Annotated in this window: 10 protein-coding genes; 3 read left to right on the top strand and 7 right to left on the bottom strand. The window is 73.6% G+C overall.

What is annotated here, in order from left to right; all coding sequences use genetic code 11:
• Nucleotide 1 precedes the first annotated feature (1 nt).
• From Q0994_RS09805 to eccD, 6 genes are all read right to left on the bottom strand, one after another.
• The gene (locus Q0994_RS09805) at nucleotides 2–3,316 is read right to left on the bottom strand and encodes an AAWKG family protein (protein ID WP_299531697.1); all 3,315 of its coding nucleotides are present in this window, start codon (nucleotides 3,314–3,316) and stop codon (nucleotides 2–4) included.
• 2 nt (nucleotides 3,317–3,318) lie between these two features.
• Entirely contained in the window at nucleotides 3,319–3,783 is a 465-nt protein-coding gene (locus Q0994_RS09800) for a type VII secretion system-associated protein (RefSeq protein ID WP_299531695.1), read from the bottom strand.
• Nucleotides 3,784–3,875: 92 nt separating this feature from the next.
• Nucleotides 3,876–4,196 (bottom strand): WXG100 family type VII secretion target, encoded by a 321-nt coding sequence (locus Q0994_RS09795; protein WP_299531693.1) that lies wholly within the window; start codon nucleotides 4,194–4,196, stop codon nucleotides 3,876–3,878.
• A gap of 88 nt (nucleotides 4,197–4,284) precedes the next feature.
• The gene (locus Q0994_RS09790) at nucleotides 4,285–4,620 is read right to left on the bottom strand and encodes a hypothetical protein (RefSeq protein ID WP_299531691.1); all 336 of its coding nucleotides are present in this window, start codon (nucleotides 4,618–4,620) and stop codon (nucleotides 4,285–4,287) included.
• 147 nt (nucleotides 4,621–4,767) lie between these two features.
• On the bottom strand, nucleotides 4,768–6,258 hold the full coding sequence (gene eccB, locus Q0994_RS09785; RefSeq protein WP_299531689.1) for a type VII secretion protein EccB: 1,491 nt from the start codon (nucleotides 6,256–6,258) through the stop codon (nucleotides 4,768–4,770).
• A gap of 64 nt (nucleotides 6,259–6,322) precedes the next feature.
• Nucleotides 6,323–7,717 carry a type VII secretion integral membrane protein EccD gene (gene eccD, locus Q0994_RS09780; RefSeq protein WP_299531687.1) on the bottom strand — a complete coding sequence of 465 codons (1,395 nt, stop codon included), beginning with the start codon at nucleotides 7,715–7,717 and terminating at the stop codon, nucleotides 6,323–6,325.
• A 348-nt stretch (nucleotides 7,718–8,065) separates the two neighbouring features.
• On the opposite strand from eccD, the gene eccCa reads away from it, so the two are divergent.
• Together eccCa and Q0994_RS09770 are read left to right on the top strand one after the other, a co-directional pair.
• Entirely contained in the window at nucleotides 8,066–12,034 is a 3,969-nt protein-coding gene (gene eccCa, locus Q0994_RS09775; protein WP_299532132.1) for a type VII secretion protein EccCa, read from the top strand.
• A 56-nt stretch (nucleotides 12,035–12,090) separates the two neighbouring features.
• Nucleotides 12,091–12,534 (top strand): hypothetical protein, encoded by a 444-nt coding sequence (locus Q0994_RS09770; protein WP_299531685.1) that lies wholly within the window; start codon nucleotides 12,091–12,093, stop codon nucleotides 12,532–12,534.
• 371 nt (nucleotides 12,535–12,905) lie between these two features.
• On the opposite strand, the gene Q0994_RS09765 is transcribed toward Q0994_RS09770, so the two are convergent.
• Nucleotides 12,906–14,174 carry a S8 family serine peptidase gene (locus Q0994_RS09765; protein ID WP_299531682.1) on the bottom strand — a complete coding sequence of 423 codons (1,269 nt, stop codon included), beginning with the start codon at nucleotides 14,172–14,174 and terminating at the stop codon, nucleotides 12,906–12,908.
• A gap of 175 nt (nucleotides 14,175–14,349) precedes the next feature.
• On the opposite strand from Q0994_RS09765, the gene Q0994_RS09760 reads away from it, so the two are divergent.
• Nucleotides 14,350–17,685 carry a right-handed parallel beta-helix repeat-containing protein gene (locus Q0994_RS09760; RefSeq protein ID WP_299531679.1) on the top strand — a complete coding sequence of 1,112 codons (3,336 nt, stop codon included), beginning with the start codon at nucleotides 14,350–14,352 and terminating at the stop codon, nucleotides 17,683–17,685.
• Nucleotides 17,686–17,695: the final 10 nt, after the last annotated feature.

Genomic DNA, 17,695 nt, shown 5'->3' with positions numbered 1-17,695 from the left:
TTCATCGTCCGATCACGGCGGGCGCGCCTCCTTCGTCGGTGCCCCAGACGTCTTCCTCCTCCTGCACCCAGGCGTCCCGGAGCCGGTCGCCGCTCTGGGTCTGGGTCTGACCGGGTCCGCCGGCGCCGCCCTGCATCGGGTACGGGGAGGAGCCGGTGGTCGCGGTGGGGCGCGTCGCGCCCGGCAGCGTGATGTCGGCCTCCTCCAACTGGCGGCCCGCCGCCGTGCGGGCGCCGCGGCCCGTCCGGGAGGGCCGTCCGCCGGTCTGCCCGCCGTCGATGACGTTGCGGACCCGCTCGGAGGACTGACCGCCCTGACCGCCGCCACCGCCCATCGGCATGCCGCCCATGGGCATTCCGCCCGCCGGGGACCCGCCCTGCGAGGACGCCAGGTCGCTGTCGCTGAGCACGGAGCCGGGGATGGTCCCCGTGTTCAGCGGCGTCGAGCCGTTGAGCGCCGCCGCGGCGGCCACGTCGGCGTACCCGATGCCGCCGGTGGTGCTCGGCCGGGAGGACTCGTACGGCGTGTCGTCGTACAGTTCCTCCTCGTAGGACGGCGTGTCGTACGGGGAACCCGTGCCGTACGACGTCCCCGCCGGGCCGGTGCCGTTGAGGTAGCCGCTGGTCGTCGAGCCGTCCGGCGCGGTGTACGTGGTCAGGCCCGTGTCCGGGTCGATCACCGACGTGCCGCCGTCGGGGTACTCCGTCACCACCCGGCCCAGGTCGTCCAGGTGCGTGACGCTGCCGTCCGGGTTGGTCAGCAGATCGCCCGCGTTGAGCGGGCCGGAGACGGAGGACCCGTCGGGCAGCGTGACGGTGGCCGCGTGCGTCGCCGGGTCGATGGTGACCTTGCTGCCGTCGGGGTAGTCCGTCACGACCCGCCCGTCCGGGCCGACGGTGGTACGGCCGTCGCCGAGGCTCGACAGGTCGACGCCGTCCCCGTAGACCGGGCCGCTGATCGGAGTGCCGGAGGACAGCCCGTCGCCGCCGTTCAGCAGCCCTTCGCCGCCGTTCAGCACTCCCTGGCCGCCGTTGAGCAGCCCTTCGGACGCGGACCGCGCCTGCTGGTACTGCGCCTCGGCCTGCCGCTGCGCCTCCTCCTGCCGGGCGGCCTGCTCGGCGACCACGGACTCCTGGCGTTCCCGCTGCTCCGCGAACTGCGCCTGCTGCTGGGCCTGCTGCTCGGCCTGCTCCCGCTCCGCCTCGGCCACCGCCGCCTCCTGGCGGGCCTGCTGCTCCGACTGGGCGGCCTCCTGGCGGGCCACGGCTTCCTGCTGCTTCTGTTCGGCTTCCTTCTGGGCGGCTTCCTGGCGGGCGAGTTGTTCGGCTTCCTTGGCTTCGGCTTCCTTCTTCGCGGCCTCTTGTTCGGCCTTGGCTTCGGCTTCCTTGTGTTCCTGTTCGGCCCTGGCCTCGTTCTCCTTCTGCTCCGCCTTCTCCTCGGCGGCGGCGACCTGGGCCTCCTGGTCCTTGCGCGCCCGCTCCTGGTCGGCCTTCGACTGGTTCAGGGCAGTCAGCTGCATGGCCTCCTGGCGGGCCACGGCTTCCTGCTGCTTCTGTTCGGCTTCCTTCTGGGCGGCTTCCTGGCGGGCGAGTTGTTCGGCTTCCTTGGCTTCGGCTTCCTTCTTCGCGGCTTCCTGTTCGGCCTTGGCTTCGGCTTCCTTGTGTTCCTGTTCGGCCCTGGCCTCGTTCTCCCTCTGCTCCGCCTTCTCCTCGGCCGCCTGCTGCTCCGCCTTGGCTTCGGCTTCCTTGGCCTCCTGCTCCGCCTTGGCTTCGGCTTCCTTGCGCTCCTGCTCCGCCTTGGCCTCCGCCTCCTTGCGCTCCTGCTCGGCCTTGGCGGCGGCCTGTTCGGCCTTGTACTCGGCTTCCTTGCGCTCCGCCTCGGCCTTCGCCTCGGCCTCCTTGCGCTCCGCCTCGGCCTTCGCCGCCGCCGCTGCCGCCTCGGCCTTGGCCGCCTGGTCCTTCTGCCACTGCATGAACTCCGCCTGCTGCTTGGCGGCGTCCGCGGCGGCCTTCTCGGCGGCTTCCTTCTCCTTCTCGTTCACGTCCCCGGTGTAGCTCTCCGAGAGCGACTCGCCCGACCGCGTCCGGATGGAGCCCGGGTCGAAGCCCGTGGTGCTCCAGCTGTTGTGGATCGCGCGCAGCGCCTCGTCGGCCGGCTTCACGAGGTTCTCGACGACGGACGCCTGCCAGTTGGAGATGGCCCGTTCCCCGACGGTCTTCCAGGTGGACAGCTCGGTCAGCGGCCCGAAGTCGTCCGACCCGCTCGCCATCCGCCGGGCGTTCTGGTTGAACGCGCCCGTCGTGTGGTAGGTCGTGTACGTCGAGTACGAGTACCCGCTGCCCACCGAATTGATCTTGTAGGTGATCTGGCGGATGTTGTGGTGCCACACGTGGTCGGCGATCTCCTTGAGCAGATCGTGCAGCCACCGCAGCGGGTTGCCCATGTAGAGCTCCCAGTCCATCCACCGGCGGTGCAGTTCGACCACGGCGTTGCGGAAGTCCGTCTTCGCCTGCCGGATCTCCGTGCCCTGCTTCGACCCGACGGTCCCGGCCGGACGCAGGTCGTCGGCGTAGCCCGCGTACTGCTTGCCGAGGGTGTGGACCAGGTTCCAGAAGACGCCGGCCGCCTGGCCGCGCCACGCGTCGTTCTCCTCCACGCCCAGGCGCGTCTGCCACTCCTCGATCGCCGCCGAGCGGTCGACGAAGAACTGGGCGGCACGGTCGAAGGAGTCCGCCGCCGTGTCGAACGAGGACAGCGTGACGGCCTGGTCGTTGCTGACGTTCTTGCCGTTCCAGGAGAATCCGTGGGTGCCGTTGTCCTGGTACAGCAGCGCCTCCAGGGCCCTGCCGGTCCCGTAGCTGTACTGGGTGAGCGGCTTGGTGCTCCAGGTGGCCTTGTCGCCGCTGAGGCCGAGGTGGTCGTCGTACTGGCTCTTGAACTCCCCGCCCTCCACGACCCCGCCGACCGGCGGCCCGTCGGTGCTCTTGTTGCCGAGCAGCGTGAAGCGCGCCTTGTACATCGACACCTGGTCGCCCTCGGCCGCCGAGTCGTCGCTCGTGGCGTAGAAGGGGATCACGAAGTCGGTGTTCTCGATGCGCCAGCCGGAGTTCTCGACCATCCAGTCGAGATCGTCGACGTCGACGTAGGTCACCTTTCCCTGCTTGGTGACCTCCACCTTCATCTGGGGAATTCCCTCATTGCCCACGAGCGATTCGAACAACGTGTCGCGGGCGGGGGCGTCGTACCCCGTGAAGAGCTTCACGGCCCGCTGCCAGGAATCGTTGGCACTGGTCAGCGGAATGGGGCCGTCGGCCATGATCAGTCGTCCTCGCCGTTTCCGCCGCCGAGATTGTCGTCGACGTCCGAGAAGATGTCGAGGAGTTTCTCGCCGTCGATCTTCTCCAGGTTCTCGCCCTGCGTCTTGAAGAGCTGTTCCAGGGTGTCTTCGAGGCCGTCCTCGATGCTCTCGAAAAGCAGCTTCTGGTCCTTGAAGATGGTATGCACGGCCGTGATCAGCTCGGTGAGAGCGGTGTCGAGGTGCGAGCCGTTGGTCTCCGCGTCCTTCAGCATCCCGCCGATCGTCAGCGGCAGGGCCGCTCCCGGCAGGACGCCGCTGCCGTGCTCGCCGGCCGGCAGCAGGTTGAACAGTGCGGGGACCACCTCGCCCCCGACCGTGCCGTCGGCCATGATCTTCTTGATCTCCGCCAGGAAGTGCTTCACATCCGTGTCGAGGAAACTCTGCAGCCATGCCTTGTCCAGATTGACCGGAGCGGTGTTCGCCATGTCGCCTTCCTGGCCTCTCGGTTCGTGACGGGCCGGGGCGGCCGGACCGCCCACGGGAGGGGCACGGGCCGCCCCGGTGGGGCGCGGTGGGCTCAACGGCCGACGCGCACGCCTTCCCAGAGCTGGGTGAGGGACTTCTCGCTGTACTGGTAGTTGTCGGAGACGTCCGTGAGCAGCCGGGAGTGGCTGGCCAGCAGGCTCTTCATGTTGTCCACGGCGTTGTCCCAGGCGGCCTGCTTGCGCTCGTACATCGCCTTGTCGTCGCCCTGCCAGGTGTTCTTCAGCTCCTGGAGCTCGGCCTCCAGGTTGGTCAGGATGCTCGCGATCGCCTTGGTCTGATTGACCATGTCGTCGGCGGCGTTGTTCATGTGGGAGTAGTCGACGTAGATGTAGCCGTCGGTGAAGTCGCTCATCGTCGTCCTCGTCTCGGGATGCGGGGGCAGGTCGGGGAAGGCCGGCCGGAACCGGACTGGGGAAAGGGCGGTTTCAGCCAGGGCGGTTTCAGCCCCTGAGGGCGTCGAAGATCGCCTGCGAGCCGTTGTACGCCTGGTTGATGGCGTCGTTGGAGGCTCCCTGGGTGAGGCCCTGGGTGCGCAGCGTCTCGTTCATCGTGTCGATCATTTCGCGCACGTTGGCGGAGATGACCTCGGCCTGGTCGTCCCACTGCTTGAGCAGATCCTGATAGGCCTTGCCGTCGGAACCCTTGAGGCCCGAGGCGAGGTTGTGCTTCATGTTCTCCACGTCCTGGCGGCAGTTCTGAATGCCGGTGAAGGCCTGCTCCAGGGCGTTGATCCCATTCCGCGTGGCCTGGACCTCCGACTGCTGCATACCGGCCATGAGCGGGACCTCCTGAGGTGCGAAAAGAACGGTGCGGACGACGACCCAACCTATGCAGACCGGAGTTGATGTTGAATCAGATGTCCGAAGTGTTTCCTGGACCGTCGCCCCGTCCCGCCGCGACGGTTCCGGGTATTCATCCGTGATTCATCTCGGGGCGGCGGCCTTCGCCGATCCGCTGCCCTTTTCCGCCTCCGCCCGTCCCTGCGTCCTCGCGCACGGCGGCAAGGTCGTGGTGGCGCGCCCGGTCTCCGCCGACGTCCGGGACAGGTCGGGACCGGTCGGCAGCATGGCCAGCAGCGTCGAAGGCAACCGCAGCGCCGCACCCGCCGCATGCCCCAGCGCCGCCAGAGACTCGGACGAGGACACCCGGTACTTCATCCCGGTGTCCGTCACCAGGTAGACGGTGCCGCCCACGTCGCGGCCGTCCGCGCCCAGCGCGTGCACCAGCGCGCCCCCGCCCGGCCGCACCGTGATCCGGTCGACCGGCACGCAGGCGGGCAGCAGCCCCTCGGGCGGCGCCTGCGCCACCGGCCCCAGGGAGCCCGCCGCCACCAGGGCCACCGCGACCCTGGTGCCCGCCGCCGACGCGGTGACCTGGGCGCACACCGCGGTACCGGGGGCGACGGCAACGGGCTCCGGCGGCACGTCGGGCACCTGCCCGTCCACCGCCGCGGCCGACCCGGTCCCCGAAGGCAGGGCGTCCGTCCCGATACGGGTGGCGGCCGCCCGGGCGCCCGCGTACGCCTTCTCCCGCACCGACGGGTCGCCGAGCGCCAGGGCGGCCCCGGTGGCGGTCACCGGAGCGAGCCCTTCCCGGCGCATCTGGTAGTACCGGCCGTCCGCGCCCGGCACGGTCACCTCGAAGATCTGGCCGATCCGGGTCGGCTCCCCGTCGACCACCGGCCCGTCCTCACCGAGTCCCGGCGCCTGCGGGGCCGTGAGATCGGGACCGCTCGGCAACGCGCCGAGGAAGGCCGCGCCGACCGTGGCACGGGGCGCCGATCCGTAACCGAGCGCCTTCGCCGCGCCGCCCTCGCCGTCGAGCCGGAGCCGGCTGCCGCGCCACACCAGGTACTCCGCGTCGTCCGGACCCGCCACCACCAGTGCCTCGCCGGCCCCGAGCCCCGCCCCCGCCGGACCCGAGCCGACCGCCAGGGTGACGGCGCCGCCGGCCGGGTCCTGGCACACCTGCCACGGCCCGGTGTCCGTCTTCCCGGCCACCGGCAGCGAGTCGGGCGCCCCGGTGATCCCCACCGGCGTACCGTGCGGGGTCCCCTCCAGCGAAGCCGAACGCACCGTGACGGTCTTCATGTCGGCCCCCGCGAGCAGCCGCGCGGACGCGTAGTTGCGCACCGGCCGCAGCCGCCCGTCCTGGAAGAGATAGCTGGAGCCGGTGTCCTCGTCGACGACGAGCGACCCCGCCTCCCGCCACGCGTCGGTGGTGCCCGGCTTCAGCAGACCGAAGACGAACGCCCCGGCCGACAGCAGCACCGCCACCACGATGCCCATCGCGATGCCCCGGTTGGTGCGGCCCTGCGGGCTCTCCGGCGCGTCCGGGTCGGTACGCAGCATGCCGGACGTCAGCCGGCCCATCACGAACATGTGGGCCTGCACCTGGTCGCGCCTGGACTGCACGGCGGCGTCTCCTCAATCGGTCGTGGGGTCGTCGGGGCGTCGGTCGAACGGCGCGGAGTCCGCGCTACAGGGCCCGCAGCGCGCCGTAGACGCCCAGCACCCACAGCGCCAGCGGCAGCAGGCTGATGGCGGCCGCCGAATGCAGGATCTCCCCGGCCCGTCCCCAGTACGGCACCAGCCGTCGCCCCGGCACGCTCCAGGACAGGACGGAGAGCACCGCCGCCGCGCCCAGCAGCCCCGCCACCCCCGGCAGCCGCGCCTCCGGCGAGGTCTCCCGTACGGCCGCGAAGGCCAGCAGCAGCCCGCCCCACGCCGCCGGCGCCGTCAGCGACAACCGCTGCCCCACGTGCCCGAGGCCCCGCGCGTGCAGGACCAGCAGCAGCACCAGCGCCAGAACCATCAGGGTCTCCGGCCAGTCGTCGTGCAGCACCAGCACGGTGAGCGCGCCGCCGCAGACCAGGCCGACCGCCCCGTACAACGCGGTCATCCAGCCGTCCGCGACCACCGCGCGCGCCGCCACCGCGGACGTCGAGTGGGGCTCGATGCCCTCCTGCAACTGCGAGGCGTTGGTCGGCAGCGGCGGCATCCGCATCCCCGACATCCGGAACGACAGCGACGGCACGAACGCCCCCAGCACCACCGCCGCCAGCGCCACCACGGCCGCCGCACCCGCCGGGGTCACCCCGGCCGCCAGCACCAGCAGCGCCGCGAGCGCCCCGAACACGGACAGCACCGCGAGGAACAGGTACAGCGCCGCGAACGCGGCGACCGCCGCCAGGGCGAGCACCGAACCCCCGGTCCACGCCGCCGAAGCCGCCAGCAGTCCGGGGCCCCACGCGTCCTGCCCGTACGGCCCGGCCGGCTCACCGGCCGTCAGCAGCCACCCCGCCAGCGCCAGATACGGGCCGACCAGCGCGCCCAGCGCGGCGCCCGCCCCCGCGTCGCCCACCGCCCGGCTCGCCGCGCCCGCCCCCGCCAGCAGGAGCAGGCCCACCGCGGCCGCGGCCGCCGCCCGCCCGGACAGCGAACCCCCCGGCAGGGCCAGCGCCAGCAGGGCGGTGACCAGGACGGCCACCGCCAGACCCAGCAGGGTCCGCCGGCCCGCCTGCGGGCTCCATCCGTACGGACGCCCGCTCATCGTGGTGGCGATCCCGTCCACCAGGTCGTCGAGCCGCACCTCGGGCAGCGCCCGGGTCCGGGGGCGCAGGTACAGCGTCTCGCCGTCCCGCACGTCGAACGACGCCAGCGTCCGCTCCTCGTCCAGCGGTTCGCCGCCGAGCCGTTGCAGCACCCAGCCGCCGTGCTCGATGCCGGTCTCCCGCAGCTCCTCGCCGGCGTAGTCGAGGATCGCCGGCAGCAGGTCGGCGACCGGCCCGTCCGACGGCACCGCGAGATCGATGGTCCTGGCGGGGGCGTTCACCGTCAGGCGGCACAGCCCCGCCACCTGGTTGTCGCTCATCGTGCTGGGTCACACCTTCCCGGTCGCTCGGCCGCCCGGCGCAGGGTCCGCGCCCGGGCACACCCGTCCCGCGCCGGAGGAAACGGGGCGCGGGCCGGGACGGCGGAGGCGGTCCGCCCGGGTCGGTCCCCGGTGCGCCGCCGGGTGGATCGTAAGGGCGTCGGCGCACCGTCCGGGAGCCTCGGCCGCCGGTTATGACCGTGACCGCGCAAGCGTTCATGACCCCGGCCCCGCGCGTTCCCCGCCCCGTCACCCAAAGCGCTCCCCGGACCGGCTCGATGGTCGTCCGACCCCGGACCCGCGCACCCGCCCCGGTCCGAACAGCACGAAGGAGTACGTCCCTTGAGTGTGGTCCTGTTCCGCAGGCCGGCCCGCCGGCGTGGTCCGGACATGCCCGAGGGAGAGGTGAGCCTCCAGGAGCCGCCCGCGCTGCCGGAGGTGGTCCCCGACTCCTCCGCGGTGTGGACGTACCTGCCGATGGCGCTGATGTCGGTGTCCATGATGCTGATGTTCATGCGCCCCGGCATGACCAGCGGCGGCGGCAGCTTCATCTACCTCGCCCTGGGCCTGATGGTGCTCTCCGCCGGGGCCATGATGGTCGGTCAGGTCATGCGGCGCAGCGGTGAGCGCAAGCAGCGGCTCAAGGGCGAACGCCGCGACTACCTGCGCTACCTCACCCAGACCCGGCGCAAGGTCAGGGCCGCCGTCGCGGACCAGCAGCGGGCGCTCGCCTGGCGCCACCCGGAGCCCGCCGCACTCTGGTCGCTGGTCGGCACCACCCGCCTCTGGGAACGCCGCCCGCAGGACGACGACTTCGGGGTGGTACGGGCCGCGGTGGGGAGCCAGAAGCTGGGCCTGCGCCTGATGCCGGTCTCCACCAGCCCCGTCGAGGACCTGGAACCGCTCGCCGCACACGCCCTGCGCAGCTTCGTCCGCGCCTACGCCACCATCCCCGACCAGCCGATCTCCGTCGACCTGCGGGCCTGGGCGCGGGTGCTGTTCCGCGGCGACCCGGAGCGGACCCGGGACGTCGTCCGGGCGATGCTCGGCCAGCTCGTCACCTTCCACTCGCCCGAGGATGTGTGGATCGCGTTCTGCGTCGCGGACGAGCGGCGCGAGGAGTGGGAGTGGGCGAAGTGGCTGCCGCACCATCTGCACCCGCAGGAGTCCGACGGCGCGGGCCCCGCCCGCATGTTCGGCTCCGCCTTCAACGAGCTGGAGGACCTGCTGGGCGCGGAGTTCCTGGAGCGTCCGCCGTTCGACCCGGACGCGGTGCCGGGCCGGGAGGAGCCGTACACCGTTCTCGTCGTGGACGGCGGGAGCGTGCCGGGCGGCCACCGGCTGGACGGGCCCGGCCTGCGGAACACCGTCGTCCTCGACCTCGACGGCGCGCTCACCTGGCGACCCGGCCGCACCACGCTCCGCCTCGACGTGACGGCGGACTCGCTCGGCCTGGTGCGCACCGACCGCGACCGCAAGGAGCAGACCACCGGCCTCGGCCGCCCCGACTCCTTCGGCCCCGCCGGAACCCGGGCGCTCGCCAAGCGGCTCGCGCCCTATCGCATGGGCATGGGTACGGACGTGGCCGAACCCCTCGCCTCCAACGTCGAACTCACCACCCTGCTCTCCATCGCCGACCTGGCCCGCCACGACCCGGCCACCCTGTGGAGCCGCAACACCGGCCCCCACCGGCTGCGGGTGCCGATCGCCGTGGGCGCGGACGGCACGCCCGTCGAACTCGACATCAAGGAGTCCGCCCAGGGCGGCACCGGACCGCACGGCATGCTCATCGGCGCCACCGGCTCCGGCAAGAGCGAACTGCTCCGCACCCTCGTGCTCGCCCTGGCCCTCTCCAACTCCTCCGAGACGCTGAACTTCATCCTCGTCGACTTCAAGGGCGGCGCGACCTTCCTCGGCCTCGACGCCCTCCCGCACACCTCCGCAGTCATCACCAACCTGGCGGGCGAGGCGGCCCTCGTCTCCCGCATGCAGGACGCCCTGCACGGTGAACTGATGCGCCGCCAGGAACTGCTGCGCAGCGCCGGCAACTACACCTCGCTGCTCGAATACGAGAAGGCGCGCGCGTCGGGGACCCCGCTGCAACCGCTGCCCAGCCTCTTCGTGGTCGTCGACGAGTTCAGCGAACTGCTGGCCGCACACCGCGAGTTCATGGAACTCTTCGTGATGATCGGCCGGCTCGGCCGCTCGCTCGGCGTCCACCTGCTGCTCGCCTCCCAGCGGCTCGACGAGGGCCGCATGCACCAGCTGGAGAGCCACCTCTCCTACCGCATCGGCCTGCGCACCTTCTCCGCCATGGAGAGCCGCGGTGTCCTCGGCGTCCCCGACGCCTACCAACTGCCCCCGGCCCCCGGCAGCGGCTACCTCAAGTCCGGTGTGGAGTCGCTGACCCGCTTCCGCGCCGCCTTCGTCTCGGGTCCCTACCGGCACCGGGGCGGGGACGCCGCGCAGGCCCGCGTGGCCGGCCAGACCGTGCCGTGGACGACCGGCTGGGTGGTGCCGCGCCAGGAGCCCGACGAGCCGGCGGCCGAACCGGACGACGAGGAGACCGGCGACACGCTGCTGTCCGTCGCGGTGGAGCGGCTGATCGGCGCCGGACCGCCCGCCCACCAGGTGTGGCTGCCCCCGCTCGACCGCCCGGCCACCCTCGACCAGGTGCTGCCGCCGCTCACCCCCGACCCCGAACTGGGCCTCACCACCGTCGGCTGGCCCGAACGCGGCAGACTCCGGGTGCCGATCGGCATCGTCGACCGCCCGTTCGACCAGCTCCGCGACCTGCTCACCGTCGACCTGTCCGGCGCGGGCGGCCACATCGCCATCGCCGGCGGCCCGCAGAGCGGCAAGTCGACCATGGTCCGCACCCTGCTGACCGCCCTCGCCCTCACCCACACCCCGCGCGAAGTCCAGTTCTACTGCCTCGACTTCGGCGGAGGTGCGCTCGCGGCGCTCTCCGGCCTGCCGCACACCAGCGGCGTCGCCTCCCGCCTCGACCAGGAGCGCGTCGGACGCACCATCGCCGAGGTCAACACCCTGCTGGCGGCCCGCGAACGGTTCTTCGCGGAACAGTCCATCGAATCCATGGCGTCCTACCGGCGCAGGCGCGCGGCGGGCGAGTTCCCCGACGAACCGCACGGCGACGTCTTCCTCGTCATCGACGGCTGGTCCACCGTCCGGCAGGACTACGACCGGCACATCACGACCTTCAACGCGATGGCCGCCCGTGGCCTCAACTACGGCGTCCACCTCATCGTCACGACGTCCCGGTGGGTCGAACTCTCCGCCGCCGTCCGCGACCAGGCCGCCACCCACCTGGAGCTGCGGATGGGCGACCCCATGGACTCCGGCATCGACATGCGCCGGGCGGCCACGGTGCCCCGCTCACCCGGCCGGGGCCTCACCCGGGACGCCAAACTCCACTACCTGACCGCGCTGCCCCGCATCGACGGGGTCGAGGACGCGGACGACCTCGCCGAGGGCGTCGCCGCCCTGGTCGCCGCCGTCGACGAGAGCTGGTCCGGCCCGCCCGCCCCGCCCGTCCGCATGCTCCCCGCCGTACTGGCCGCCTCCGCGCTGCCGCCCGCCGAGGGCCGGCTGCGGATGCCACTGGGCCTGGAGGAGGACGAACTGTCCGTCGTCTGGCACGACTTCGCGGAGAACCCGCACATGATCGTCGTCGGGGACACCGAGAGCGGCAAGACGAACCTGCTGCGGCTCGTCGCGAAGGCCGTGATGGACCGCTACACCCCGGCGGAGGCCCGGATCATGCTGGTGGACTACCGGCGCGAACTGGTGGAGGCCGTCCCCGACGACTACCGACTCGGCCACGCCGTGTCCACCGACGGGCTGAAGGAACTCGTCGGGGGAGTCGCCCGCGCGGTCAAGACCCGTATCCCCGGCCCCGAGATCGCCCCCGCCCGGATGAAGCTGGCCGACTGGTGGACGGGTCCCCGGCTGTTCATCCTCGTCGACGACTACGACATGCTCGGCACCGGCCCCATGAACGCGCCCTTCGACCCTCTGCTCGACCATCTCGCCCTCGGCCACGAGGTGGGCCTGCACATCGTGGTCGCCCGCTCCGCGTCCGGCGCCGGCCGGGGCCTCGGCGACCACCTGATGCGCCGCCTCCAGGAGGTCAACACCCCTGGTCTGCTGCTGTCCTGCCCGCCCTCCGAGGGATACGTCTTCGGCAGCGCCAAGGGCAGGATCCTGCCCCCGGGCCGCGCCACCCGCATCGCGCGCCGCAAGACGGTCCGGGTCCAGACGGCGCTCGCGGAGCCGACGGAGGGCCGGCCGGGCTGAGCGGCGCGATGCGGGTGGCGCGCCCGCCGGGAGGACTCCTGCGGAGGAGGGCGGGTGTGGGGGAGGGTGTCCGCCGTGACGAGGACGCCGCACGGCGGGGAGGCTCTCGGGGCCGGGCTCGGCCCAGTGTCACGGCCGCCGCCGAGCCGCTGCTGGAAGGGGCGGAGGCCGCCTACCGCGCGGCCTGGTGCGCCGCTACGGGCACCGCGTCCGCGGGAGACCTCACCGGCGCCTGCGTCGGCCGGCCGCTGCGCGGTGACGCCCTGGTCCAACGGGCCGAGCGCGGTACCACCGACCAGTTGGCCCGGATTCCGGACCGGGACTGGACCTGGGGGACCACGACGGCCCGCGGACGGCTCGTACACCGGCTCGGGGTGGTGAGCCGTCTGACCGCCGACCGGACGGACCTGCTCGCGGTGAGCAGGTTGAGCGCCGACCTGCTCGACCGCATGCCGGCCCGGTGGCCGCGCATCCGCCCGGTGCCGTCCCGGCGCCCCTGACGGCGCGAGCCCGGCCGCCCGCACTCGGGCGGACCCGGGTCCGCAGTGCGGGCGGTGTCACAGGCAGCCGCAGTCCGAGGCGTAGAGGGCCAGGAACACGGCCGTCGAAGCGGCCAGTGTGAAGGCGGCGGCGGTCACGGTGGCGAGGCGCCGGTGCCCCCGTGCGGGGGTCGCGGGACGCGGCCCGGCCGCCGTGGGCGAGGTAGACGAGGAGGAGCCCGGCGGCGGCGAGGGCCCCACGAGGGCTGACCGACCAGCTCAGACTTGCCACCCCACGCACCGCCGCGCGCCGGCCCGTCCCGCCGCCCCGCCCGGCCCCCCGGCCCGCCCCGGCACCCCGTCCCGCCGGTCTCCGCCCCCTCCGGCGGTCCTCACCCCGCCCCGCCGGGGCGCCACCCCCGCGCCCTGCCCCGCGGTACCACCACGGCCGCCGCCCCGGCGAGCAGGACGAGGCACCCCGCTCCCAGCGCGATGAGGACGGACCGGTCGCGGGGGACGGAGGACGGCGGGCGGTAGGCGCGGGCGGCCTCGGGCCCGGGAGCCTTCCCCGCCGCCGACGGCGGGAGCGCGGTGAGCGCCGCGTACGGGTCGAGGCGCGGGACCGTGTCCGGGTAGGCGGTGGAGACCAGCCTGCGGGCGACCTCCCCGGCGTCCAGTTCGGGGTGCCGCGCCCGCAGCAGGGCGGCGGCGCCCGCCGTGTGCGCGGCGGCGAGGGAGGAGCCGGAGCCGATGTAGTGGCCCCGGCCCACCGGACCCGGACCGACGACGAGGTCGCCCGGCGCGGCGAGGTCCGCGCCCGCGACCGTCGGAGCGCCTTCGGGCCGGGTCCCGCCGGGTCCGTAGTCGAGCACCGACAGCACTCCGGGGGCCGAAGCCGGCCAGTACCAGGGCACGTCGGGGAGCGGGTCGCCCGACGCGTCCTGTGCGAGGGAGTCCGGCGCGGCCGGCGCCACCACCAGGGCGTCCCGCCCGGTGGCGTGCGCCACCGCGTCGGTCAGCACCCGCTCGCCGGTGCGCAGCGCCGAGGCGACGTAGACGACACCGGCCCCCGAGTCCGCGGCTTCCCTGATGGCGTCGGCCAGTTGACCGGGGGTGACCTGCCCCTGGCGGTTCCCGGCGCGCACCGAGACGATCTCGGCCTCCGGGGCGACGCCCACCGGACCGGCCCCTTCCGTCGGCGAGCCCGCGATCAGACCGGCGGCGAAGGTCCCGTGTCCCACGCAGTCCCCGGATCCACCGCCCGCCCCCAGCGACCGGACCCGGCCCTTCAGGGACGGCACGACGACGCCGACCCCGGTGTCCACCACGGCGACGGTGACGCCCCGGCCGCGGCTCAGCCGCTGTCCGCGGTCCAGGCCCAGCGCCGCCACGGTCCACGGGACGGCCTCGGCGGTCCGCGGGGACGCGCTCGTGCAGCGCCCGTCCGCCGCCACGGACGAGGGCAGCACGGGCAGTTCCACCGCGTCGGCCGCGCGGGCCTCCACCGGCGCCAGCACCGGGAACGCCAGCAGAAGGAGCACCGCGGGCAGCGCCCGTGCCCACCGGGCCGCCGGCCGGTGAACGGCGGGTGCGGGGGCGGCGGACCGGTCCCGCGACCGTCGGGCGGCGCGGGGGAGGGGGTCGGAGGAGGGGGGTCGCATGGCGCGGAAGGTAACCCGGCCAGGTGACGCCCCGATGACACCGGCGGTACGCCCGCGCCCCCGGCGGCCCCCGGCGTTTGCCCAGGCTTCACCGGCCCCACACCGCCGCACCACTGACCACCCTCTTTGGGCGGCAAGGATCGGGCCGCAGGACAGCAGAGAGGGAGGCCCGCGCGTGTCACGGCAGTTGCTCACGGTGTGCCCGGACCAGCCGGACGCCTTCCGGACGATCGGAGAGGCGCTGGAGAGGGCGCGTACCGGGGCGGTGATACGTGTCCGGCCCGGCCGGTACCCGGAGAACCTGGTGGTGCGCAACCGGGTCACGATCGTCGGCGAGGGCCCCCGCGACAGCGTGGAGATACGCCCCCGGCGCGGCACCGCCCTGGTGCTCCTCGCGGACGCGGTGGCGCTGACCGATCTGACCCTGCGCGGCGGGGCGGAGGACTTCCCCGTCGTGGACGCGGTGCGCGGGCAGGTCGCGATGGACGGCTGCACGGTCGTCGGCTCCGGCTGGACGGCGGTGCTCGCCCGTGAGTCGGGGGCCGTCGCGATGCGGGGATGCAGGGTCAGCAACCCCAAGGGCGCGGGGATCGTGGACACGTCGCCCGCCGGGAGCGTCGTCGCCGACTGCGTCGTCGAGAACCTCGGCACGTCCGGCGTCGTCCTGGGCGAGGAGGCCCGCACCACCGTGCGCGGCTGCCGCATCCGGGACGCCCGCGGCAACGGCGTCCTCGCCAACGGGCAGGCCGGCGGCACCGTGGAGGACTGCGACGTCTCCGGCGCGGAGAAGCCCGCCGTCGCCCTGGAGGGCAGCAGCACCACCCGCGTGGTCCGCACCGACGTCCACGACACCGCCGTCGGCGTGTACGTCACCAGTGACGCGCGACCCGTGCTGGAGGAGGTCACCGTCTCCGACACCACGGGCCCCGGCCTGGTGATCGCCGCCGGCGCGGTCCCGGACGTACTCCGCTGCCGTACCACCCGGACCAAGGGCCACGCCCTCACCCTGGACGAACGCTCCGGAGGCACCTTCGAGAACTGCGAGTTCGACACCTCCGCCGCCCCCGCGGTCCGGGTCGCCGGGTCGAGCATGCCGGTCTTCCACCACCTCTCCGTACGCGACTGCGCGGACCCGGCCGGATCGGTGGTCGTGGAGGACGGTTCGGTCGCCGAGTTCGACGGACTGCGGATCACGGACGCGGCCGGCACCGCCCTGCTGATCCGCGGCGGCGCCAACCCCCTGGTGCGCGGGGCCCGTCTGGTGGCCCCCGCCGGACACGGGGTCGAGGTCACCGACGAGGGGCGCGGACGGCTGGAGGACTGCCGGATCGAGCGTCCGGGCGGCTGCGGCGTCCGTGCCGGAGCCGGTGCGCGCGGTGAACTGCGCGACGTGCAGGTGGAGTCGGCGGGCGACGCGGGGTTCCGGGTCGGAACCGGCGGCCGGCTCACCGTCGTGGACTGCCGGGCGCACGCGGGGGCCGCCTCCGGCATTCTGGTGGAGCACGGCGGCGAGATCGCGGCCGAGCGCACCGGGATCACCGAGTCGGCCGCCCACGGGGTGCTGCTGGCCGACGGCTCCCGGGCCGCTCTCGACGCGTGCCGGATCACCGGCAGCCGGGGCGACGGGATCCGGGTGGAGACCGGCGAGGCGGTCACCGTCACCGGGTGCGTCGTCCGGGACAACCGCGGGGCCGGGCTGCGCGCCTCCCGGCCCGGGGAGCGGTTCACCGTCGACGACCTGATGAGCGCGGGCAACGAACTCCCCGACTCCTGGGACGGGTCCGACACCTCCGCCGGGACCGCCGACGCCCCGCCAGGACCGGCCGGCCGGACGGCACCGGCACCGCCGCCGGGACCGCTCCAGGAACTGGAGGCGCTCATCGGCCTGGGGGACGTCAAGCAGCAGGTGCACACCCTGGTGCACCTCAACGAACTGGCCCAGCGCCGCGCGCGTCTCGGCATGCCGGCCCCTCCGATGAGCAGGCACCTGGTGTTCTCCGGCCCTCCCGGCACCGGCAAGACCACCGTGGCGCGGCTCTACGGCGGCATCCTGGCCGAGCTCGGCGTGCTGCGCTCCGGCCACCTGGTCGAGGTGTCGCGGGCGGATCTGGTGGCACAGGTCATCGGCGGTACCGCGATCAAGACCACCGAGGCGTTCAACGAGGCGCTGGGCGGGGTGCTCTTCGTCGACGAGGCGTACACCCTGCTCTCCGACGGCAAGGGCTCCGGCGCCGACTTCGGCCGGGAGGCGGTCGACACCCTGCTGAAGCTGATGGAGGACCACCGCGAGGACGTCGTGGTCATCGCGGCCGGTTACACCGGCGAGATGGCCGGGTTCCTCGCCTCCAACCCGGGTCTGGCCTCCCGATTCACCCGGACCATCGAGTTCGCCAACTACTCCGTGGACGAACTCGTCACCATCACCGAGTCGATGTGCCGGGCCCACCGCTACGAACTCGACCCCGGCACCCTCACCGCCCTGGCCGCGCACTACTCCGCCACCACCCGCGACGCCACCTTCGGCAACGGCCGCGAGGCGCGCCGGGTCTTCGAGGAGATGGTCGACCGGCAGGCCGTGCGGCTGAGCACCGTGCCCGACCCCGCCGAGAGCGATCTGGCCCGGCTGCTGCCCGCCGACGTCGGGGGACCGGCGGCGACTGCCGACGGGCCGCCCGCTTCGGCCGGGCTGCTGGCCGAACTGGAGGGGATGACCGGGCTGCACGCGGTCAAGCGCGAGGTGAACGACCTCGTCCAACTGCTGTCGGCCGGCGCCCGCCGGCGCGCGGCCGGACTGCCCGCGCCCCGGATGAGCAACCACCTGGTGTTCTCGGGCCCGCCCGGCACCGGCAAGACCACGGTGGCCCGCCTGTACGCGGGCCTGCTCCACTCGCTCGGCGTGCTCCCCACGGGCCAGCTGGTGGAGGTGGCGCGCGCCGATCTGGTCGGGCGGTACGTGGGCCACACCGCGCAGCTCACCAAGGAGGTCTTCGACTCCGCGCTGGGCGGCGTGCTCTTCATCGACGAGGCGTACACGCTCACGCCCGCCGGGGCCGGCGGCGACTTCGGCCGGGAGGCGGTGGAGACGCTCCTGAAGCTGATGGAGGACCACCGCGACGACGTGGTGGTCATCGCGGCCGGGTACACCGAGGAGATGGCGGGCTTCCTCGCCTCCAATCCGGGCCTGGCCTCGCGGTTCACCCGCAGCGTGGTGTTCGAGCACTACACGACCGAGGAGCTGGTCGACATCGTCTCCCGGCAGGCCGCCGAGTCGGGCTACGACTGTCCGCCGGACACCCTGGAGGCCGTCCGGGCGCACGTGGCGGCCCTGCCGCGCGACCGTTCGTTCGGCAACGCCCGTACGGCACGCGGAATCCTGGAGGTCATGACGACCCGTCAGGCCCGCAGGCTGGGCGCGATGGCGGCACCCGGCCTGGAGGACCTGCGGCTGCTGCTGCCCGGGGACGTCCCGGCCCCGGTGCCGGCCCTCGGGGCGGCCACGGCCGTCCCCTGACGGGCCCCCA

The sequence above is a fragment of the uncultured Streptomyces sp. genome (assembly GCF_947488945.1).
Lineage (GTDB): Bacteria > Actinomycetota > Actinomycetes > Streptomycetales > Streptomycetaceae > Streptomyces.
The sequence above is the reverse complement of the archived record's forward strand: the minus strand, read 5'-3'. Positions and strand labels throughout refer to the sequence as shown.